This is a genomic window from Microbulbifer sp. ABH2_005 (assembly GCF_056160005.1).
In genome coordinates this window covers 667,742-688,318 of record NZ_JBSWWI010000001.1, presented here as the reverse complement: position 1 = coordinate 688,318, position 20,577 = coordinate 667,742, and the positions used below count along the sequence as shown (strand labels likewise).

The 20,577-nt window shown below is 54.5% G+C and carries 18 protein-coding genes and 3 tRNA genes; 6 read left to right on the top strand and 15 right to left on the bottom strand.

The window, feature by feature from the left end:
• Positions 1-15: 15 nt before the first annotated feature.
• The 4 genes from ACXAFI_RS02925 (at position 16) to ACXAFI_RS02910 (ending at position 3,904) form a co-directional block, all read left to right on the top strand.
• Positions 16-702, top strand: coding sequence for a deoxynucleoside kinase (locus ACXAFI_RS02925; protein ID WP_152456425.1), 687 nt, complete (start codon positions 16-18; stop codon positions 700-702).
• 5 nt (positions 703-707) lie between these two features.
• Positions 708-1,520, top strand: coding sequence for a 3-methyl-2-oxobutanoate hydroxymethyltransferase (gene panB / locus ACXAFI_RS02920; protein WP_152454727.1), 813 nt, complete (start codon positions 708-710; stop codon positions 1,518-1,520).
• Positions 1,521-1,610: 90 nt separating this feature from the next.
• Positions 1,611-2,411 carry an acyl-CoA thioesterase gene (locus tag ACXAFI_RS02915; RefSeq protein WP_475107614.1) on the top strand — a complete coding sequence of 267 codons (801 nt, stop codon included), beginning with the start codon at positions 1,611-1,613 and terminating at the stop codon, positions 2,409-2,411.
• Positions 2,412-2,866: 455 nt separating this feature from the next.
• Positions 2,867-3,904: an endonuclease/exonuclease/phosphatase family protein gene (locus ACXAFI_RS02910; RefSeq protein WP_475107613.1), complete on the top strand. Its 1,038-nt coding sequence runs from the start codon at positions 2,867-2,869 to the stop codon at positions 3,902-3,904.
• A gap of 50 nt (positions 3,905-3,954) precedes the next feature.
• Here the strand turns inward: ACXAFI_RS02910 and ACXAFI_RS02905 are convergent, their stop codons facing one another.
• From ACXAFI_RS02905 to ubiM, 14 genes are all read right to left on the bottom strand, one after another.
• Positions 3,955-4,923: a zinc transporter ZntB gene (locus tag ACXAFI_RS02905; RefSeq protein WP_475107612.1), complete on the bottom strand. Its 969-nt coding sequence runs from the start codon at positions 4,921-4,923 to the stop codon at positions 3,955-3,957.
• 167 nt (positions 4,924-5,090) lie between these two features.
• Positions 5,091-5,501 carry a GFA family protein gene (locus ACXAFI_RS02900; RefSeq protein ID WP_475107611.1) on the bottom strand — a complete coding sequence of 137 codons (411 nt, stop codon included), beginning with the start codon at positions 5,499-5,501 and terminating at the stop codon, positions 5,091-5,093.
• Positions 5,494-6,144: a hypothetical protein gene (locus tag ACXAFI_RS02895; RefSeq protein WP_475107610.1), complete on the bottom strand. Its 651-nt coding sequence runs from the start codon at positions 6,142-6,144 to the stop codon at positions 5,494-5,496. The genes ACXAFI_RS02900 and ACXAFI_RS02895 overlap by 8 nt, the downstream gene beginning before the upstream one ends.
• A 139-nt stretch (positions 6,145-6,283) precedes the next feature.
• Positions 6,284-8,407: a polyribonucleotide nucleotidyltransferase gene (gene pnp, locus ACXAFI_RS02890; RefSeq protein ID WP_475107609.1), complete on the bottom strand. Its 2,124-nt coding sequence runs from the start codon at positions 8,405-8,407 to the stop codon at positions 6,284-6,286.
• A gap of 265 nt (positions 8,408-8,672) precedes the next feature.
• Positions 8,673-8,942: a 30S ribosomal protein S15 gene (gene rpsO / locus ACXAFI_RS02885; protein ID WP_152454735.1), complete on the bottom strand. Its 270-nt coding sequence runs from the start codon at positions 8,940-8,942 to the stop codon at positions 8,673-8,675.
• A 145-nt stretch (positions 8,943-9,087) separates the two neighbouring features.
• Positions 9,088-10,029: a tRNA pseudouridine(55) synthase TruB gene (truB, locus tag ACXAFI_RS02880; RefSeq protein ID WP_475107608.1), complete on the bottom strand. Its 942-nt coding sequence runs from the start codon at positions 10,027-10,029 to the stop codon at positions 9,088-9,090.
• Positions 10,030-10,032: 3 nt separating this feature from the next.
• Positions 10,033-10,428, bottom strand: coding sequence for a 30S ribosome-binding factor RbfA (rbfA, locus tag ACXAFI_RS02875; RefSeq protein WP_444919923.1), 396 nt, complete (start codon positions 10,426-10,428; stop codon positions 10,033-10,035).
• Between the two features lie 89 nt (positions 10,429-10,517).
• Positions 10,518-13,370, bottom strand: coding sequence for a translation initiation factor IF-2 (gene infB / locus ACXAFI_RS02870; protein WP_444919924.1), 2,853 nt, complete (start codon positions 13,368-13,370; stop codon positions 10,518-10,520).
• A gap of 64 nt (positions 13,371-13,434) precedes the next feature.
• Entirely contained in the window at positions 13,435-14,937 is a 1,503-nt protein-coding gene (gene nusA / locus ACXAFI_RS02865; protein WP_152454739.1) for a transcription termination factor NusA, read from the bottom strand.
• A 42-nt stretch (positions 14,938-14,979) separates the two neighbouring features.
• Positions 14,980-15,444, bottom strand: a complete 465-nt coding sequence (gene rimP / locus ACXAFI_RS02860; protein WP_152454740.1) for a ribosome maturation factor RimP — start codon at positions 15,442-15,444, stop codon at positions 14,980-14,982.
• Positions 15,445-15,691: 247 nt separating this feature from the next.
• Positions 15,692-15,768: transfer RNA gene (locus tag ACXAFI_RS02855), tRNA-Met, on the bottom strand.
• A 40-nt stretch (positions 15,769-15,808) separates the two neighbouring features.
• Positions 15,809-15,885 (bottom strand) — tRNA-Met (locus ACXAFI_RS02850).
• A 40-nt stretch (positions 15,886-15,925) separates the two neighbouring features.
• Positions 15,926-16,002: transfer RNA gene (locus ACXAFI_RS02845), tRNA-Met, on the bottom strand.
• Between the two features lie 295 nt (positions 16,003-16,297).
• Positions 16,298-17,464, bottom strand: coding sequence for a 5-demethoxyubiquinol-8 5-hydroxylase UbiM (gene ubiM, locus ACXAFI_RS02840; protein WP_475107607.1), 1,167 nt, complete (start codon positions 17,462-17,464; stop codon positions 16,298-16,300).
• Between the two features lie 166 nt (positions 17,465-17,630).
• Here ubiM and ACXAFI_RS02835 point away from each other — a divergent pair, with 166 nt between their 5' ends.
• Positions 17,631-18,428 carry a PhzF family phenazine biosynthesis protein gene (locus ACXAFI_RS02835; protein ID WP_475107606.1) on the top strand — a complete coding sequence of 266 codons (798 nt, stop codon included), beginning with the start codon at positions 17,631-17,633 and terminating at the stop codon, positions 18,426-18,428.
• 99 nt (positions 18,429-18,527) lie between these two features.
• Positions 18,528-18,950, top strand: coding sequence for a GFA family protein (locus tag ACXAFI_RS02830; protein ID WP_475107605.1), 423 nt, complete (start codon positions 18,528-18,530; stop codon positions 18,948-18,950).
• A 57-nt stretch (positions 18,951-19,007) separates the two neighbouring features.
• On the opposite strand, the gene ACXAFI_RS02825 is transcribed toward ACXAFI_RS02830, so the two are convergent.
• Positions 19,008-20,168 carry an NnrS family protein gene (locus ACXAFI_RS02825; RefSeq protein ID WP_475107604.1) on the bottom strand — a complete coding sequence of 387 codons (1,161 nt, stop codon included), beginning with the start codon at positions 20,166-20,168 and terminating at the stop codon, positions 19,008-19,010.
• Between the last annotated feature and the right edge of the window lie 409 nt (positions 20,169-20,577).

Below are 20,577 nucleotides of genomic sequence, written 5' to 3'. Positions count from 1 at the left end.
AAAGGAGTCAAACACGTGGTTATCGACAACAGCGAAACCAATCTGTGTGAATTTGACCAACCGGAAAGAACCCCACCGAAATTCATTGCTGTTGAAGGCAATATCGGTGTGGGTAAAACCACGCTGGCCAAGAAACTGGCCACCACTTTCAATTACGACACCCTCTTGGAGCTGCCCGAGGAAAACCCCTTTCTCGAGCGCTTCTACCGCGATCCCAAGAACGCCGCACTCCCAACCCAGTTACATTTTTTGTTGCAGCGCTCCCAACAAATCCAGGCCCTACGCCAGGATGATCTGTTTGAACCTGTGCGAGTGGCGGACTTCCTTATCGAGAAGGATCAGCTGTTTGCCCAGGTCACCCTGGACGCGGATGAACTCGCACTCTATCAACAGGTGTTCCAGCACCTTACCTTAGAGGCGCCTAAACCCGACTTGGTGATTTATCTGCAGGCGCCGCTGGAAGTCCTGCAGACCCGCATCCGCAATCGAGGCATCCCCGCAGAGTGCGCAATCAGCAATGAATACCTGGCCACACTCAACGATGCCTACACCCAATTTTTCCATTTCTACGACAGCTCACCGCTGCTGATTGTCAACAGTGAGGATATCGATATTGTCGATAGCCCCGAGGATTACCAGCAACTGGTGGAGTACATGCTCACAGTGACCAAGGGCCGTCATTACTACAACCCGGGAAGTTAACCGCTATGTATGCACCCTCAGAATTAGAAAAGCTCGTTACCGTGCAAACCCTGCGCAAAATGAAAGCGAACGGCGAGAAATTTATTACCGTCGCTCTCTACGATGCGCCCATGGCAGCTATGGCGCAGAAAACCGGCGTAGAAACCGTATTGGTGGGTGACTCTCTCGGCATGACCGTGCTGGGTTACGACAGCACAGTACCGGTCACTATGGAGCAGATGATCTACCACGTGGAAGCGGTGGCGCGGGGCAATAAAAAATCCCTGATCATGGGTGATATGCCATTCATGACATACGCCACACCGGAGCAAGCACTCACAAACGCCACCCGTATCATGCAGGCCGGTGCCCATATGGTGAAGATTGAGGGTGGTGCCTGGCTTGCCGACACAGTCAAAATGCTCACAGATCGCGGTATCCCTGTCTGTGCCCACTTGGGGCTCACCCCCCAGTCCGTTCATAAGCTCGGCGGCTACCGGGTTCAGGGGCGCGACGAAAAACACGCCGAGCAAATGCTGGAAGATGCGATCCTGCTGGATCAGGCCGGTGCCGACCTTTTGGTGCTGGAATGTGTACCCAGCGCCCTGGCCAAGCGCATTACCGAGTCCGTGTCCATGCCGACTATCGGCATCGGCGCGGGGCGTGATACCGATGCCCAGGTTCTGGTCATCAACGATATCCTCGGCCTTACCGAGCAACCACCGAAGTTCTCCAAAAACTTCCTGGTGGAAGCCGGCGATATCCCCGGCGCCCTGCGTAAGTACGCAGCAGACGTCAAACTCGGCGTATTCCCCGAAGACAGCCACACTTTCAATTAGTCTTCTATTTGGGGCCAGTTAACACCAGCTAAATGGCCCCGACATCTCCTCGGCGGACTGCACAACGTCCGCCTGTCCAGCGGTAACACTATGACCTTTGATGAACTTCTCCTTGAGTGGCGCAACAACCAGGGCGCAAATACAGTCCCCACAGGCTGGAGCCAGGGTCGAGCCACTTTTGGCGGCTTGGTTGCGGCCATGCTCTACGAAAAAATGGCCACGGAGGTTGCTGAGGTAGCAAGGGAAAGCAGCCTGCGCTCGCTAACCCTCTCCTTTGTCGGCCCGGTTAGCGCCGATGCCTTAGAGGTTAATGCGCAAGTATTACGCGCTGGCCGCTCAGTAACACAAGCACAAGGCCAGCTGCTGCAGAGCGAATCAGTCATGCTCGCGGCGCTCGGCAGTTTTGGCAACGGCAGGGACTCCTCCGTAAAAGCTGCCCCCCCTGCCGCCCCCGAATTTACCGAACCGGAGAAATGCATCGCCCTGCCGTATATTGAGGGTGTCGTTCCGGAGTTCACGCAAAAATATGACTACCGCATTGCCCGTGGCCAAATGCCTTTCAGTGGCACCTCGGAGCGGCAACTGGGCGGTTGGGTACGCTTTAAGGACGGCAGTGAAAATACTGTAGGTATCAGCCATCTGCTCGCACTGATCGACGCCTGGCCTCCAGCCACTTTACCGATGCTAAAAGCGCCAGCACCGGCCAGCTCTCTCACCTGGACGGTGGAGCTCATGGAGCCCCTACCCGAGCGCAGCGCGTCGGATTGGTGGCAATACCTGGCTGAAGTGGAGCAAGCGGAAGATGGCTATGCCGTGATTCAGGCGCGCCTTTGGGACAGCGGGGGCAGACTCGTCGCTTTATCCCGGCAGATGGTGACTATTTTTGGTTGAGTAGAATAACGGCCGCTCTTTTTTCAAAGCATCCGAAATATATCCACAGTACTCATTTTTTACTCCTTAGCCCATCCACCCACAGAGTCATACCCAAGTAATACAGTGGATATGGCTCTACCATTCGGCTCACCTTAACAAGCCGCCAAAAGATAAAATAAAACGTAAAAATAACCTGCAATTAAGTCAGCGGCTTTTACTTGATAAAAGTCAGGATAATCTCAACTGACTGACAGCTAAATAATTTTCCTATCATCAAAGGCTGATATCCCCAGCTAAACACACAAGCCCACACCATTTACTAAAAAAATAAAATAAAAAAAATCTTTCTTACTCCAATTTGTAATCTACGCTATCCATCATCCCAACCTCAAAAATAAAAAGTCCAAACATAAGAGGCTTGCTATTTCTGACCCCCTGCACCCACCAGTGATAAAACTATGGAGAATAAAAAAATGATAAAAAGAATCTGTATTTCCCTTGCCCTATTGATCAGCCATCCCGCCAGCGCTGCAGACTTCGAAGATGTCTGGGACGCTATTACCTCATGCAACTGGTTCGAATTTATCGATGATGTGGATGAGAGCGGATCAAAAGATCTGGATGGTTACGAATATGGTGACACTAGCTTTGAAGATGCCAACTCAGGCAGCTTTGACATGATGGTGTACAACATGGATGGTTTTTTACAATGTATCGGCGGCAACAGTAAGTCAGACTTCAAACAGATTATTCGCACTTTCAATGAAGACCCCAAGGATCTCTGGCTGATGCAGGAGGTTTGGAATAAAACCAAGGCCAATTATCTGGATGATGATGACAAACTCAGTAACGATACTGTCCCCTATCGCTCAAAACACTGGAAGGGAGGTGGTACCTCTTTTGGTAATGGTCTACTCACTTTTTCCAAATTTCCTTTTGACCGGGACAATCGCAATGATAACGACTATTCCTTTGCCACTTATGAAGAGGAAACCTTTAATAAATGCTCAGGTAATGATTGTGATACCGAGAAAGGCTTTACCGTAGCAAAAGTTGAAGTGACTGAAAATTATCATGTGCATATCTATAACACCCATATGGATGCGGGCCACAAGGACGCGGACCTGACAGCCAAAGCAAAGCAACTAGATCAAATCGCCGATATGATTGTCTCCCACTCAAACAATGCCACCGTTATTTTGGCGGGCGACTTCAATATGGCATTTGATGAAAATGATGACGACTGGCGCGGCGTTAATTACCAAACCTGGAAAGCCTTCTTCGAGAAAACCGGTGGTAAGCACGCCTGCCAATATATGCTTTCTGGCAACGATACCAGCCTCGAGGCCTGTGCCGATGAGCTACAGAATGACACAGACCATGTAGTGGTGATTAACAACAACCCCAACTACACACTGGAGGTCACCAATTATTTTATCGGCTCTCCAAGTTACTCTGGGTTAAGCGACCACGATCCAGTTTTTGTGGATTTCTCCTGGGTTAAACACTAAATCCACTCAACGGTTCCTTCCAGGGCATATGGTGGGATATGGAAGGAGCCCTATAACCACTTTTTCCAAAAGAAAAATGCAATCTGCCCGCCAAGCGCAATAATTAGCAGCGCGCAGAATGTTAGAAAACCCTCTTGCGATTGGGCCCAGGGCATACCACCGACATTGATACCAAATAAGCCAGTCAAAAAACTAAGTGGCAAAAATACTGCGGCCACCACCGACAACATATACATACGGCTATTCAGCTGCTCGGAGTTATAACTCAATAACTCCTCCTGGGTGACTGAAGCACGCTCTCGCACCACATCAATATCTTCAATATGCCGTTGCAGGCGATCGCTGACTTCGCGCAAATGCAATATATTGGTTTCGTGAAACCAAGGCATTTCTGCAGCCATAATGCCAGATAGGGCCTCCCGTTGCGGGGATAAATAACGCCGTAGGGTAATAGCCTGCTTGCGAAGATGCGCCAGCTCTGAACGCAACTCCCCACCAGATTCATCCAAAGCCAGGCTCTCCAACTCGTCAATTTTTTCCTCGAGCTGATCCACGGTATCGCTCATACGGCGCACCAACAAATCCACCAGGGAGACGATAAAGTTTGAAGGGCCGCTGGGGCCACGACCAGCGCGTAGACGTCCGAGTAGATCCTCTACCGACAACAAGCGGCGCTTACGGGTGCTGATAATACGATCTGCCTCTATCCACAGGCGGATCGAAACCATATCTTCAGGCTGCGAGGCCGGGTTTAAATTCACACCACGCAGGGCAATCAACAAGTTATCGCCTATCGGCGTGGTGCGGGGACGGGACTCCTCTGATAGAAGAGCCTCCACCACCAAGCGATCCAAACCGCTCTCTGTACGCAACCATTGGGCCGCGGTCTCATCGGTATAATCCATGTGTAACCACAACACGCCCTGCCCGGGTTGCCAGCCACCTACCTCTGCCCAGCTCAGCTCCCTGCCGCCACCACGGTGATCGAGAAGATAGGCGTGAATCAGCCCAGATTGCATTTTCCCACTCCCTCGCCGGCTGCGGACAAAGCACCAATAATCCGGCATTCAAAAACTGAAAGAAAAAAGACTGGCGCAGATACGCGAGTCTATAGGTCTATAGATATCCCACCTGCCCCCTCTTTGGAATCCCAGCAACCATTCACTGGCCGGTTAGGTAAGGATTATTACTCTGCGGCGCTCAGGTGTGCCAAGCCCGCAGCATTCTGCTCCCAGTTTTGCCCGTCGAATGGCTTAACCTCCAACTCCGGTGGAACGCTATCAAAGCAACGCACATTAAGGCTGTAACCATCGGGATTGGAGCGGGGTATGTAGAAAGGCTTAACGCCGCAATGACGACAAAAATAGTGTTTCGCCACTCCACTGTTAAAGGTGTAACAGCTGAGATCCCCCTCACCCTGCTCCAACTGAAAGTTTGCCGCCGGTATAATCAGGTGTAAGTAGCCAACCTTCTCGCACATAGAGCAATTACAGGCGTGTGCCACCAATGGCTCATCATTGTGACGTTGATGCACTGCGCTAAAGCGCACGGCACCGCAGTGGCAGCCGCCCTGCAGTTTGGTGGTTATTTTATTCATTTGCGATTCGATCCAGATTGAATAGTGGGCGAGCCCACAATAGGGAAAAAACAGAGAGCGCGAGGAGCAGGTGGAACCAATTTGTACGGGCCAGGCCCAGCAGCCGTGAAGCACCGGTGCCAATAAATAGCCCGTTGATCACCACTAACAGCGCACCCGCACCAATGATCAGGGCCTGGTTTCGCTGGAGGCGTCTCGGTGCTATCAACTCCAGCAAGGCCACCGACAGCCACAATAAAATCCCCACAGTAGAAAAGAGGTCAACTACAGTCTGGGTAGACATCCAGCTACTCTGCGCGAGTCCAATCGCTCCTGCCAATAACAATACAAGGACCAGGTACGCCGGTGTACGATTATCCTGCCCCCAAGGTAGCTCCAGCCGCGCCCATATAAGGGCTATACCGATCAACAGGAAAGAGACAAAACCGGAAATCTGCGTAAGTGCCCGGTGCAGATCAGTTACTCCGGGATCGATCCCATAGCGATAGGCTCCCACCAGGGCGGCCAGGGCCATAATCATCAGGGCGGCCACGATGATTAGAGCCGCCGATTGAAAGCGCGCGCGGGTGAGATACCAGTACTGGTTGGCGACGAGCAGACAGGTTAGCCCGAGGAGCGTCTCGAGAAGCCAGTAATTGTGCAAAATTTTCCCTCTTTTCGCAGAATTCTAACCGAAAAAACGCCGGCAAAAATGCCTTTGTGCACTTAGCAACAGCCAATATAAGCCATAAAAAAACCCGGCACTTGGCCGGGTTTTTTCAGGCTTGATCAGCTCGAGAGGTTTAGGCCTCTTCGGAACCTTGTTTCGCCTCTTCGGAAGCGGCTTGCTCAGCCTTTACTTCCTTAATGGACAGCTTGATGCGTCCGCGCTGGTCAACGTCGAGCACCTTAACCTTAACCTTCTCACCTTCGCTCAGGTAATCGGTCACGGCATTTACGCGTTCTTCCGCGATCTGGGAGATGTGCACCAGACCATCTTTACCCGGCAGGAAGTTTACAAATGCACCGAAGTCTACGATGCGCACCACAGTGCCCTCGTAGATAGCGCCGATCTCGGCTTCTGCGGTGATTTCCTCGATACGGGTAACCGCCGCTTCGAGGCTCTCGCCATCTTCCCCAAAGACTTTGATAGTGCCGTCATCTTCGATATCGATGGAGGCGCCGGTCTCTTCAGTGATGGAACGGATAGTCGCACCGCCCTTACCGATCACGTCGCGGATCTTATCCGGATGGATCTTCAGGGTCGCATAGCGCGGTGCGTTCTCGTTCACAGTGGTGCGCGAGGAATCGATCACCTTGTTCATTTCCGCCAGGATGTGCAGACGCGCGTGCAGGGCCTGCTCCAGAGCGGTTTCCATGATCTCTTCGGTAATACCCTCGATCTTGATGTCCATCTGCAGCGCGGTTACACCAGAGGCAGTACCCGCTACTTTGAAGTCCATATCGCCGAGATGGTCTTCGTCACCGAGGATATCGGTCAGAACCGCATAGCCTTCGTCTTCCTTCACCAGGCCCATAGCGATACCGGCAACCGGCGACTTCAGCGGAACACCCGCATCCATCAGCGCCAGGCTGGAACCACATACGGAAGCCATGGAGCTGGAACCGTTGGACTCAGTGATCTCGGAGACCACACGCACGGTGTAGGGGAAGCTGTCCGGGCTCGGCAGAACTGCCGCGATACCGCGACGCGCCAGGCGGCCGTGACCGATTTCGCGACGACCAGTTGCACCTACACGACCCGCTTCACCGACAGAGTAGGGAGGGAAGTTGTAGTGCAGCATAAAGTAGTCTTTACGCTCGCCTTCCAGGGCGTCGATGATCTGCGCATCGCCAGTGGAACCGAGGGTAGCCACTACCAGGGCCTGGGTCTCACCGCGGGTGAACAGCGCAGAGCCGTGGGACTTGGGCAGAGCGCCAACTTCCACAGCGATCGAACGTACAGTTTTGCTGTCACGACCGTCGATACGGGGCTCGCCACGCACTACAGCGCCGCGCACCAGCTTCTTCTCCAGCTTGCCGAAGTAGCTTTTTACCAGATCGGCGCTAATTTCTTCAGTAGCCAGGGCTTCAGCGGCTTCGCTGCGCAGTTCCGCCAGGCGGGTACTGCGCTCCTGCTTGTTGGTAATACGGTAGGCTTCTGCAACTTTCTCGCCGAACTGACCTTCCAGAGCCGATTTCAGCTCGGTGTTTTCCGCCGGTGCCTGCCAATCCCACTGGGGCTTGCCAGCTTCGGCTTTCAGCTCTTCGCACACTTTGATGATCGCTTGCATTTCCTGGTGCGCGTACAGCACGGCGCCCAGCATGATGTCCTCCGGCAGCTCTTGCGCTTCGGATTCCACCATCAGTACGGCGTCTTTGGTACCGGCAACGACCATGTCCAGCTCGGAGGTCTTCAGAGCCTGGTAGCCCGGATTCAGCAGGTAACCGTCTTGCTGGGTGTAACCCACACGTGCGGCGCCGATGGGGCCTGCGAAGGGAATACCGGAAACAGACAATGCTGCGGAGGTACCGATCATGGCAGCGATATCCGGGTCCATATCCTTCTCGGCAGAAAGTACAGTACACATTACCTGTACTTCATTCATAAAGCCGTTGGGGAAAAGAGGACGGATCGGGCGATCGATCAGACGGGAAGTCAGAGTTTCTTTTTCAGACGGGCGGCCTTCACGCTTGAAGAAGCCACCGGGAATTTTGCCAGCCGCGTAGGCTTTTTCCTGATAGTGCACGGACAGCGGGAAGAAGCCTTGATCGGGCTTGGCTTCCTTGGCACCGACAACGGTACACAGAACAACGGTCTCACCCATGGTAACCAGAGCGGAGCCCGTCGCCTGACGTGCGATGCGGCCGGTTTCGATGGTGACTTGGTGTTGTCCGTATTGGAAGGTTTTGCTTACTGGATTCACTAGTTTTTTTCCTATTTCCTTACGGTTACTGGCCCATTCCAGTAACCCCTACAGTGGTTGCCCGGGAGAGAAATCCAAACGCCTCTCTCAGGGCGGCACGGGGATGTGCCGCCACCGACCAGGGGTGGCCGGTGCAAACACTGCACATCCAGGTCGGGTTCTTTTCCGCTGGCCTGTGCAGTGCAACTTCTGAAAAATGACAGCATGGCCACTTTTCAGCAAGCATTAAAAAAGAATGCCCGCCAGAGGCGGGCATTCCAGGGTCTTAGCGACGCAGGCCGAGCTTAGCGATCAGCTGTGCGTAGCGGTTCAGATCCTTGCGCTTGAGGTAGTCCAGCAGCTTGCGGCGCTGGTTTACCATGCGGATCAGACCACGACGGGAGTGGTGATCCTGCTTGTGCGCAGAGAAGTGACCCTGCAGTTTGTTGATGTTGGCGGTCAGCAGGGCTACCTGGACTTCCGGAGAACCGGTATCGCCTTCGGTTTGGCCGTGCTCTTTCAGGATGGCTGCTTTTTCAACGGCAGTCAGTGCCATAACGAATTACCTCGTCGTAATATGCTTTAAAAGATTCGGCTGGCCCGTGCATATTTACAGACCAGCTAATCGTGAATGCGGCTGTGCCGCGCGGGCACTTTCAAGTTCACCTTATATTAGCTTTCACCAATATTGCGGTTTCCACTCAAGTGCCACTTACCAGACGCCGCGGTGCTACGCACCCCTCGTCGGTAATTTCTCCTACGCCCAGAAAATCACCATTTTCCAGGAAGAGGCGCACCATATCACCTTCCGCACCGATACGATAGACCTGCAAATCCATTACCGACTGTCCCTGACGCACATAGTAACCAGAGTCATCCGGCAGGACGAGTTTGGGCAAAGATGACGCCGGAGAGTCCATCGGCAACAAGTGGTGATCCAGTACTTCCGCCTTGTCCTCTCCGCGCTCTTCGGTGAGTTCATCCAGAGTGACCGAGTCCGCTTCATCGAAGGGGCCGGCGGCGCTGCGGTGCAATACTTCCACATAGGCGCCCACACCCAGGGCTTGTCCCAGGTCTTCGGCGATACTGCGAATATAGGTGCCCTTGGAGCAGTGCACCTCAACTTCCGCACGGGGTTGTGGGCCCGGCGTAAAGCTCAGCAGTTCAAATTCAAAAATTTCCACTTCGCGCGCTTCGCGCTCCACTTCCAAGCCCTGGCGCGCCAACTTATAGAGCGGCTGCCCCTTGTGCTTGAGAGCGGAGTACATGGAGGGCACCTGCTTGATGCGGCCACGGAAGGCTTCCATCGCTTTCAGCACCGCTTTTTCAGTCAAACCGGAAGCATCTTTAGTTTCCAGTACATCGCCATCGGCATCACCACTGGCTGTAGTCATGCCGAACACGAAAGTGCTGCGGTAACGCTTGTCGGCATCGAGCAGGTACTGGGAAAACTTGGTGGCCTCACCGAAACAGATCGGCAGAACACCGGTCGCCAGCGGGTCCAGGGCGCCGGTGTGTCCCGCGCGATTGGCAAAAAAGAGGCGTTTGGCTTTTTGCAGGGCGTCGTTGGCGGTAATGCCGGCGGGCTTGTTCAATAACAGCACGCCGTGAACCGGCCGGCCCCATTTTGGTCTGCGGCCCATAGATCAATCTTCGTCAGAGTCGCTGTCGTCTTGGTGCTTGCGATCGGCACGCACCGCTTTGTCGATCAATGCGGAAAGCTCCTGGCCGCGCACCGAGGTCTCGTCGTAGCGGAAATACAGACGCGGGATGGTGCGTATCTGAATCGCACGGGCCAGCTGGCTGCGCAGAAAACCGGCGGCCTTGTTTAGCACTTCCATCGAGGTATTAATCTTGCTGCGGTCATCTTCACCCACAAAGGTGACAAACACTTTTGCAGTGGTCAGATCGCGGCTGACTTCAACATCGTTGATATTGACCATGCCCAAGCGCGGGTCTCGCACTTCCTGCTGAATCAGCTGGGCCAGTTCGCGGCGCATGGCGTCGGCGACGCGGTCGGCGCGGTGGAATTCTCTTGCCATTGTTTACCTATTGAGAATGGCGGTTTAAAGACAGGAAAACCCGCACGGCCAAGCCGCGCGGGTTTCTCCTTTACCCGGTCCGGAACGCTTTACAGTTCGCGGGCAACTTTGACGATATCGTAAACTTCAATCTGGTCACCGGGCTTCACATCGTTGTAGTCCTTCACCCCGATACCACACTCCATGCCGTTGCGCACGTCCTGCACATCATCTTTGAAGCGACGCAGGGATTCCAGTTCACCCTGATAGATTACAACGTTGTCGCGCAGTACGCGGATCGGCTTGTTGCGGTATACGGTACCCTCGGTAACCATACAGCCGGCAATAGCGCCAAACTTCGGCGAGCGGAAAACATCGCGCACCTGGGCGATACCCACAATCTCTTCGCGCACTTCCGGGTCCAGCATGCCGGACAGGGCCTTCTTCACTTCGTCGAGCAGGTTGTAGATCACGCTGTAGTAGCGAATCTCCACCCCTTCGGTCTCAGCGGTCTTGCGTGCAGCAACATCCGCACGAGTATTGAAGCCTAATACGATCGCACCGGAAGTCAGTGCCAGGTTGATATCGTTTTCGGCAATACCACCGACACCGCTGGATACTACGTTGACGGAAACTTCTTCGTTGCCGATATCCGCCAGCGCACCCAGGATAGCTTCCAGGGAGCCGCGCACGTCGGCCTTGATGACAACCGGCAGCACCTTGCGCTCACCAGCTTCCATATCCGCAAACATGTTTTCCAGCTTGGCGGCCTGCTGACGCTGCATACGCTCGCGACGCTCACTATCAGCGCGCTGCTCAGCAACTTCACGGGCCTTGCGCTCATCGGCAACCACCATGAACTCATCACCGGCGTTCGGCGTGGAGTCCAGACCCAGCAACTCTACCGGAGTAGACGGGCCGGCTTCTTTAACTTGCTTACCGTGCTCGTTGGTCATGGCACGCACGCGGCCATAGCTCTGGCCAGCCAGGATAATATCGCCGCGCTTCAGTTCGCCATTCTGCACCAGCAGGGTGGCAACTACGCCGCGACCTTTTTCCAGACGGGACTCAATCACAACGCCGGTGGCCGGTACATTCACTTTGGCCTTCAGTTCAAGCATTTCCGCCTGCAGGGAAACTGCTTCCAGCAACTCATCGATACCCTGGCCAGTGTGCGCAGATACGTTGATGAACTGAGTATCACCACCCCAATCCTCCGGGATCACATCTTTTGCGGCCAGCTCATTTTTCACGCGATCGGGATCAGCGGCTTCTTTGTCGCACTTGTTCACAGCGACAACCAGCGGCACACCAGCAGCGCGAGCGTGATTCACAGCTTCTTCAGTCTGCGGCATCACACCGTCATCGGCAGCCACTACCAGAATAACGACGTCGGTAGCTTGGGCACCGCGGGCACGCATGGCGGTAAAGGCGGCGTGTCCCGGAGTATCCAGGAAAGCAATCTCGCCCTGGCTGGTTTTCACTCGATAGGCACCGATGTGCTGGGTAATACCACCAGCCTCGCCAGAGGCGACTTTGGTCTTGCGGATATAGTCGAGCAGAGAGGTTTTACCGTGGTCAACGTGACCCATCACGGTTACTACCGGCGCGCGGGAAACCTCGGTGCCCTCTTGAGCTTTGGATTGCGCTACCAGGCTGTCTTCCAGCTCGGTCTCAGAGCGCAATACCACCTTGTGACCCATTTCTTCGACGATCAACTGGGCAGTTTCACGATCCAGGGGCTGGTTGATGGTGGCCATCTCACCCATTTTCATTAGGCGCTTGATCAGCTCACCAGCCTTCACATTCATCTGCTTGGCCAGTTCTGCAACGGTGATGGTTTCCCCCAACTGGACTTCGTACACCTGCTTCTCCGTAGGCCGTTTAAAGACGTGTGTCGGCTTCACCTTCACATTCGGACGAGACAGGGAGCGCGTGCTGCGCTTACTGGCTTCATCTTCCTCGAATACTTCCAGCGCCTGTTCATATAGGGCTGTTTTGCTGGATTTCTTCGGGCCGGATTTGGAGCGGCGACCGCGACGTTTACGCGGCTCATCATCGTTGCGATCTTCACTCGGGGTCGTTTCCAGCTTGCGACGCAGAGAGGGTTTAACCTCTTCGGTTTTCTCTGCAGGCTTCGCGGGCTTGGCAGGCTTCGCCTTGGCTGCCTGGGCAGCTTTCTCTTTTTTCTCCTGAGCGGCGCGTCGGTCAGCTTCTAATTTAGCCTTCTTCTCTTCTAGCTCACGCTCTTCTTGCTCTGCCTGCTGCTTGCGACGTTCCATCGCGGCGATACGCATCGCCTCAATATCATCTACATACGTTGAGCGGATGGGTGCGGCGGGTTGCGCCTTTTTCGCTACATTTTCTACGGGTTTACCCTCTGCCTTTTTATCGGCTGTCTCTGCTTCTTTAGCGGCTTCTGCTGCGGCAGCTTCCGCACGAGCCTTCTCTTCCGCTTCGGCAGCGGCTTTCGCCTCTGCTTCAGCCTTTAATCGCGCTTCCTCTTCTTCAGCGGCACGACGAGCGGCCTCCGCTTCAGCTGCGGCTTTAGCCTCAGCTGCCGCTTTGGCTTCAGCTTCTGCTATTGCAGTAGCATCAACGCCTGTGCGCACTTCTTCCGCTTCGGTAGCGCTTTCGTTACCTGCTTCCGCTTCAAGCTCAGCCTGTGGACGCTTCACATAAGTGCGCTTCTTGCGTACTTCCACGTTTACAGTTTTGCGGCCGGTGCCAGAGCCGGTTTTCAGCGTGGTTGTGGTCTTGCGTTTCAAGGTGATCTTGCGCGGGCTCGCGCCCTGCTCCCCGTGACTGCTTTTCAGGAAACTGAGCAGGACCTGCTTTTCTTCATCTGACACCACTGCATTCGCAGAGGTGTGAGGCAAACCCGCTTCTTTCATCTGCTTGAGCAGACGGTCTTCGGTGGCACCAACCGATTTGGCGAGTTCGCTAACTGTTACTTCGGCCATTCTCTCTCCTAAAAGTCACTTGGTCGGAGGGGGTTACTTATACGTAATACTTGTTGCTGTGTGTTTAAGCCTGTTCGCCGCTATCATCGGCAAACCAAGGCTCACGCGCTTTCATAATCAGCGCAGCGGCGCGTTCCTGATCGAGACCCTCGATGTCGAGCAGGTCATCCACCGCCTGTTCCGCCAGGTCTTCCATAGTCGCAATACCGCGACTGGCCAGCTGGAAGGCCAGGTGGCGCTCCATACCATCCATATTCAGCAGGTCTTCCTGGGGCTCCGAGGCATCCAGCTTCTCTTCAGAAGCCAGGGCCTGGGTGAGCAGGGAGTCCTTGGCACGGGCGCGCAGCTCTTCAGCGATATCCTCGTCGAAACCCTCGATTGCGAGCATTTCTTCGATGGGCACGTAAGCGACTTCCTCCAGGGAGGTGAAGCCCTCGTCCACCAGAATGCTGGCCACATCCTCGTCGATATCCAGGCGATCGATAAACACCTGCATAATGGAGCTGGACTCGGCTTCCTGTTTATTCTGCCACTCGTCGGAGCTCATGACATTAATCTGCCACTGAGTCAGCTCTGACGCGAGACGAACATTCTGGCCACTGCGGCCAATAGCCATAGCGAGGTTCTCCTCGGCTACCGCCACGTCCATTGAGCCGGCGTCTTCATCCACAACGATGGATTCGATTTCCGCCGGCGCCATGGCATTGATCACGAACTGGGCCGGGTTCTCATCCCACAGTACGATATCCACACGCTCGCCAGACAGCTCGTTAGACACAGCCTGCACACGCGCGCCGCGCATGCCCACACAAGCTCCAACTGGATCGATACGGCCGTCGTTGGTGTTTACGGCGATCTTGGCACGCAGGCCGGGATCTCGGGCAGCGCCCTTGATTTCAATGACCTGCTCGGAGATTTCCGGCACTTCGATGCGGAACAGCTCGATAATCATTTCCGGGCAGGAGCGGCTCAACATCAACTGAGGGCCGCGAGCTTCCGGTTGAATTTCCAGCAGGATGGCACGGACGCGGTCACCGAGACGGAAAATCTCCCGGCCAACCAGTTGATCGCGGGGCAGGCGCGCCTCGGCGTTGTTGCCCAGGTCCACGGCGATAAAGTCGCGGGTAACCTTCTTAACCGTGCCGCTCACCATCTCGCCAACGCGGTCGCGGTATTCGTCGACAACCTTGGCACGCTCGGCTTCACGCACTTTTTGCACGATCACTTGTTTAGCGGTCTGTGCGGCGATACGGCCGAATTCTACATTTTCCACCTGTTCGCGGTAGATATCACCGGCTTTCAGCTCGGTGTCTTTCTCGTGGGCTTCTTCCAGGGTGAACTGAGTGCCCAGCTCCGCCAGGGTATCATCATCCACCACTTCCCAGCTGCGGAAAGTCTCGTAGTCGCCACTGCGGCGATCGATGATAACCTCAATGGTTGAATCTTCGTCGTAGCGTTTCTTCGTGGCCGTTGCCAATGCCGCTTCGATGGCCTGGAAAATAATCTCCTGGTCAACGCCCTTCTCGTTGGATACCGCCTCGGCTACCAGCAAGATTTCTTTGTTCATGCAACTGTGCCTCAAAATCGCCTGAGTTCAGGCGCCTACAGGTTACTTGGTAAATTGGGGGATAATATTTGCTTTCTCGATGCTGTCGATCGGCAGCAGGTATTCATTTTCGCCATCCACGCGCAGAACAACCTCATCCCCTTCCACGCCGGCCAGCAGGCCGCGCCATTTGCGCTGGCCGTCGAGCGGCATACGCAGGCGTACCTCTATCTGGGCGCCGACAAAACGCTCGTATTGTTCCAGCTTATACAGGGGGCGATCGAGACCTGGGGAGGAGACCTCCAGGGTATATCTACCGCTAATGGGGTCTTCCACATCCAGCACGGCACTCGCCTGGCGACTGACTTTCTCGCAGTCCTCCACGCCTATGCCATTTTCAGAATCGATATAGATGCGCAGCAGCGCGTTGCGGCCGTGGGTCTGATAATCGATCCCCCACAGCTCACACCCCAGCGATGCCACCACCGGCGCCAGAAGTTCTTCCAGCAATTCGCGTTTGCTCGCCATTTACGTCACCACATACAAAAAATGGGCCTGCGGCCCACTTCGAAAAATATCTGCAACTTTTTTTGCAGATACGAAAAAGCCCCTGACGGGGCTTTGACCGCACATCCATGCAGCCAGTATGCATGAATGCAATTTGGTAGCGAAAGCAGATAACAATCTGAGACTTTCACTCGGCAATGCCGGCCAGAGAGGAAAAGGGAGCCTAAATCATCGGGCATCGACCTAAGTATCACTGGCACCTGAATTTTGGTAGCGGGGGCAGGATTTGAACCTACGACCTTCGGGTTATGAGCCCGACGAGCTACCAGGCTGCTCCACCCCGCAACAACACATGCGCATCAAAGCTTTTACATAAAAGCAAAATTGGTAGCGGGGGCAGGATTTGAACCTACGACCTTCGGGTTATGAGCCCGACGAGCTACCAGGCTGCTCCACCCCGCAACAACAAATGCACATCAAAGTTTTTGCATAAAAGCAAAATTGGTAGCGGGGGCAGGATTTGAACCTACGACCTTCGGGTTATGAGCCCGACGAGCTACCAGGCTGCTCCACCCCGCAACAACTCCAAGAAACAAAGCCTGGTTGATCTTTGTTTCCCTGCGGTGGGACCAGCCCAACCACTCAAGAGGCTGCGCATTCTATGGTTAGCGTCCCGATGAGTCAAGCCACAATTGGCATTTGTTTTCCCTTGCGGCGGAGAACAGCTCTGAATGTACCTCGCTGATCAGTATAGAAAAGGAAGAAAATCCCGCAAACATGACTCCCCGCATATGCAGGTTTTTATCTCAATGCTTACCGCGTATCTCTCTTTAGCCCTACTTCACAGCCATATATCCCAACAGCAAGCCGCCGCTTAACGGGTAAGCTGATGCACTATGGCCCGACGCACCGGCGGGAAATGCTCACTGATACGCAATACAGCTTTGCGCAGCAATTTCGCCGGCAGACGATCATCGGTAAAGAGGTCCACCAGCCGATTGGTGCCCGTATATATTGGATGCGACTCCAGGCGATGCTGAACCTGATAGCAAGACAGGGCGCGGGAGAGCGCTGCCGACTGATATAGACGCGTTACATTGTGTAGCTGATTGGTCAGACTTTTCGCTCCGGCCAACCCCAGGTTAAACCCGTGAGCCGTGACTGGATGCATCCCCACAGCCGCATCCCCCGCCAGGGCAAAGCGTTCCGCGTAAAATCGATGGGCATAGACGGCCACCAGCGGATAGCTATGTCGCCGGCCGAACGCCTCTACAGCCCCCAGCGCCCCAGCACTCTCCCTCTGCACGTGCGCTGCAAATGCCTCATCGCCATAGGCCATAATTTCCTCGGCGCAACTTGCGGATACTGTTACCACCGCCGAGCAGGTATAAGCATCGGACATAGGCAATAGAGCCAGCGTGGAACCATAGCGGAAGCACTCGCGGGCTATGCCACCGTGCTCCCGCTCTGTACGCACCGCCCCCAGTATCGCGACCCTACCGAAATCACGCATGTCCGCACCGATCCCCGCCATGCGGCGCACCTCTGAAAAGCGGCTGTCTGCTGCCACCAACAGGGCTGCGGCAATATCCTGCCCACTATCCAGCTGCACCAGTCGCCGCGCCGTCTCGCAGCGCGTGCCAACAACCGCACTATTCGTCTGCAGCTGAATATTGCCGTCCTCACGTACCGCTTCATAGAGAGCCCGCCGGATTGCATAATTGGGCGCAATAAATCCCAGCGGCCCCCGCCCACGCGTGTCGAAATCCAGATAAGTGGGAGCGTTGCCATCCACCACCTGCGCAGAGTGCAGCGGGCCCTGCTCGCCGGACTTGAGCCGCTGCCAGACCCCCAAGGACTGCAGCAACCTTACAGACTGATGGGTGAGCGCAATTTCCCGTCCATCGTTCGCAGGACTCGCCAATATTTCTTCACCCTGACGCTCCAACAAGGTGACTCTGCAATCCCGAGCAGCCAGCATAAGCGCCAGTGCCATACCGGCGGGGCCTGCCCCCACAATCGCGACATCTGTGTGTAGCATCCCAAACTCCCTAAACCACCCCAAACCATTTACGACTCGCGATGAAAAACTCTTGTTATCCACCGCTCGACATGCACTGTATGCTGGAACAGTGGCCGCTCGACTGATACAAATCAGGAAAGCGCAAGGCAGAAAAAAGAGTAGATGCACAGACAAGGAATCGTATATGCAGCTCGAAATCGACATCATCAACGCCTTCACCGACACCCAGTTTGGCGGCAACTCCGCAGCAGTGATCATCACTAAAGAGTGGCTCAGCGAGCCCTTGATGCAGTCCATTGCCGCGCAAAACAATCTCTCGGAAACCGCATTTTTGCGCAGACGCAGCGACAGCGAATACCAAATCCGCTGGTTTTCTCCATTAACAGAAATCGATTTTTGCGGTCACGCCACCCTGGCCGCAGCTTTTGTCGTGTTTCGCAGGCATCCACACTTAAAAGGACTGAAATTCTTTGCCGAGGCAGTAGGTGATATGCACATCAGGCGCAATAGCGACGGCCTGATCTCCATGGACTTTCCCTCTCGCCCCCCACAACCACTAGCCAGTATTCCCGGTGACCTGCTCGAAGGGCTATCCATCACACCCACAGAGGTTCTGCGCAACAATCAAGCCTACTTTGCTGTTTACAGCGCAGAAGAAGATATTTTGCGGTTACAACAGGATGCTGCCAAGCTGGCTAGGCTCGCTCCCTATGATGTAGTAGTAACCGCACAATCAAAGAAGTACGATTTTATTTCCAGATATTTCTGGCCCGCTAATGGTGGCGCCGAGGACCCAGTAATCGGGTCTATCCACACTGGTCTGGCGCCCTACTGGGGAGAAAAGCTGGGCAAACCCAACTTGACCGCCTACCAAGCTTCCTGGCGCGGCGGCCTACTACACTGCCAGCTAGAGGAAGAGCGAGTGATCATCTCCGGCAACGCCATGCCATACCTTAACGGCATCATCGATGTAGCCGAATAATTTTTATAATTCGGCATGTTTGTGGCATCTCCAGCGAAACCACAACCATATGTCATATGTAGGGCCCCCAAATAACCCCGAATAAAAAAAGGAGTAGAAATGAACCACAAAGGCTCATGTCTCTGTGACGAAGTGCACTTTGAGGTAGAGGGGGAGTTTGAAAGCTTCTTTCTTTGCCACTGCGACCACTGCCGCAAAGACACCGGCTCCGCTCACGCTGCAAACCTGTTTTCTTCCTCGGCAAAACTGCAGTGGTTAAGCGGGGAAGAGTACATTAGGGTGTTTAGGCTCCCCTCGACCCGGCACGTAAAAAGCTTTTGTAGGCAGTGCGGCTCCGCACTGCCCTACGCGGATAAAGAAACAGGGCTAGTGGCCGTGCCCGCAGGCAGCCTCAACAGCCCCATCACCATCAAGCCCACAGGACATATCTTTATGGCCAGCAAAGCGGATTGGGACAAGGACCTGAGCAAAGCCCCAAAATTCGGCAGCTTTCCCCAGGAAGATAATGTTGATATTTCCTGAAAGAGACACGGTGCCGCTCACAAATAAGTAAAACTGCACCGCATGCTGTTTATAGGCTTAGCCGGGATGACCATCCACTCTGGGCTGAAATAATACTGGGGTGTAGTAAATCAGAAACAGGGAGTAGCCAAGCACCCAGGCAATAATCGCGGCGAGGAAGCCGCTGGGGGCCGGCGCCCAAAAAATACGGGCCAGAGCGGATAGGGCCAGCGCGGCAAACGCCAGCGGCATCAAACGCGGCGCCTGTAGAATACGACCGGTGTGCCCCAAACTCACTCGACTGGTCATGGCCAAAATCAAGCCACCGATGCCACCCACTGCAAAAGCGTGTAGCGCAGGACTTTGCCAGGCGGGAGCCATTCCACTCCAAGCCAGGGCGGCGAGAAAACACCCCAAAATTACCAGCCAATAGCTCAGGTGCAGAGACCAGACCATAGGCTCAGCCCAGATTTTAGTGGGGTGCCAACGCAGCACTCTTATTAGCTGCAAAACACCTAGAGACAAAGCAAGCAGTGCCCAGACTATTCTGGGTAAATCCAAGGCAACACTGAGAAGCAGCAGTACTACCGCGATATGCGTGCCCCATTCAACTAGAGGTAATTTTTCCCGGGGGCTCAAGTGGAAGCGTCGCGCAGTAAAGAATGGAATAACTCTGCCACCAATGACCAGAATGATACCAGTCACCAAAAGCAGAGCCATCAGTGCTACTCGGCTCTGTGCACCGGGCAATAGCCAATGACAGGCCGCTAGCCCGGCAAAGGCCAGCATAGCCGGCAGCACAAACAGATTGCGCCATTGTTTTGTACGCAGCACTCGTGCCCCCAGCAGGAATGCGGCCAACAGGAAGAAGGATACTTCAGCTACTACCGGCATCCACAGGGGCACTGCCGCGACCAGATACCCCAGGCGCGCTAGTAACCACAAGCCCACCAGGCTCATTAACTGGGGCCCCTTGGGCGAAGGGATTCCGGTCCAGGTTTGCATTGCAGTGCCAAGAAAACCCACCACCACCGCTGCCGCGAAGCCAAATAGCATTTCATGGGAATGCCAGGCGATCCCCACGCGCAGCGCGGGCAATTGCCAGCCGGACAAAGAAGCCTGCCAGATCAACAGAGCAACCATGCTCCACAGGGCGCCACCCCAGAAGAAAGGCCGAAAAGGCATGCGCCAAAATGGAGCGATGGATTCCGCGCTCGCGCGGTCGACAATGGGTATCACAGTCTGTTCTCCTTATAAAAAGGGAGGTTAATTCTCCCGGGACAATTGCCTGCCTTCACAATGGTTCTCTCCGCAGTTATCACTTACTGCACAATGCCAGTATCACTGCCTCGACATCGGCCATAAAAACGAACGAAGGGTCACAGGAAGCAGCACCAATAAGTCCCGCATCTACTCAATGCTCGGCATAGAGCCGACCCGATGATTCATCACAACGCGAATTAACGCCTGAGAGTCCATTCCAAGGATTGAGCATGCCGCTTATTTTCCCCCAATCAATCCCATTAGTTAATAGGAAATGATCATAGTTTTTTAATTTTATAACCCTATTTAAAAATAGGGTATTACCCGGCCCGTTAACTTAAAGTTGCACTTTAAGTTAAATTAAATTGAGCCAGATAAAATTGAG

Coding starts and splice junctions, on each gene's coding strand:
- ACXAFI_RS02915 (WP_475107614.1), top strand. CDS start 1,611: ATGACCTTTGATGAACTTCTCCTTGAGTGGCGCAACAACCAGGGCGCA.
- rpsO (WP_152454735.1), bottom strand. CDS start 8,942: ATGGCACTGACTGCCGTTGAAAAAGCAGCCATCCTGAAAGAGCACGGC.
- infB (WP_444919924.1), bottom strand. CDS start 13,370: ATGGCCGAAGTAACAGTTAGCGAACTCGCCAAATCGGTTGGTGCCACC.
- ACXAFI_RS02905 (WP_475107612.1), bottom strand. CDS start 4,923: ATGCAATCTGGGCTGATTCACGCCTATCTTCTCGATCACCGTGGTGGC.
- rbfA (WP_444919923.1), bottom strand. CDS start 10,428: ATGGCAAGAGAATTCCACCGCGCCGACCGCGTCGCCGACGCCATGCGC.
- nusA (WP_152454739.1), bottom strand. CDS start 14,937: ATGAACAAAGAAATCTTGCTGGTAGCCGAGGCGGTATCCAACGAGAAG.
- panB (WP_152454727.1), top strand. CDS start 708: ATGTATGCACCCTCAGAATTAGAAAAGCTCGTTACCGTGCAAACCCTG.
- rimP (WP_152454740.1), bottom strand. CDS start 15,444: ATGGCGAGCAAACGCGAATTGCTGGAAGAACTTCTGGCGCCGGTGGTG.
- ubiM (WP_475107607.1), bottom strand. CDS start 17,464: ATGCTACACACAGATGTCGCGATTGTGGGGGCAGGCCCCGCCGGTATG.
- ACXAFI_RS02910 (WP_475107613.1), top strand. CDS start 2,867: ATGATAAAAAGAATCTGTATTTCCCTTGCCCTATTGATCAGCCATCCC.
- ACXAFI_RS02900 (WP_475107611.1), bottom strand. CDS start 5,501: ATGAATAAAATAACCACCAAACTGCAGGGCGGCTGCCACTGCGGTGCC.
- ACXAFI_RS02835 (WP_475107606.1), top strand. CDS start 17,631: ATGCAGCTCGAAATCGACATCATCAACGCCTTCACCGACACCCAGTTT.
- truB (WP_475107608.1), bottom strand. CDS start 10,029: ATGGGCCGCAGACCAAAATGGGGCCGGCCGGTTCACGGCGTGCTGTTA.
- ACXAFI_RS02830 (WP_475107605.1), top strand. CDS start 18,528: ATGAACCACAAAGGCTCATGTCTCTGTGACGAAGTGCACTTTGAGGTA.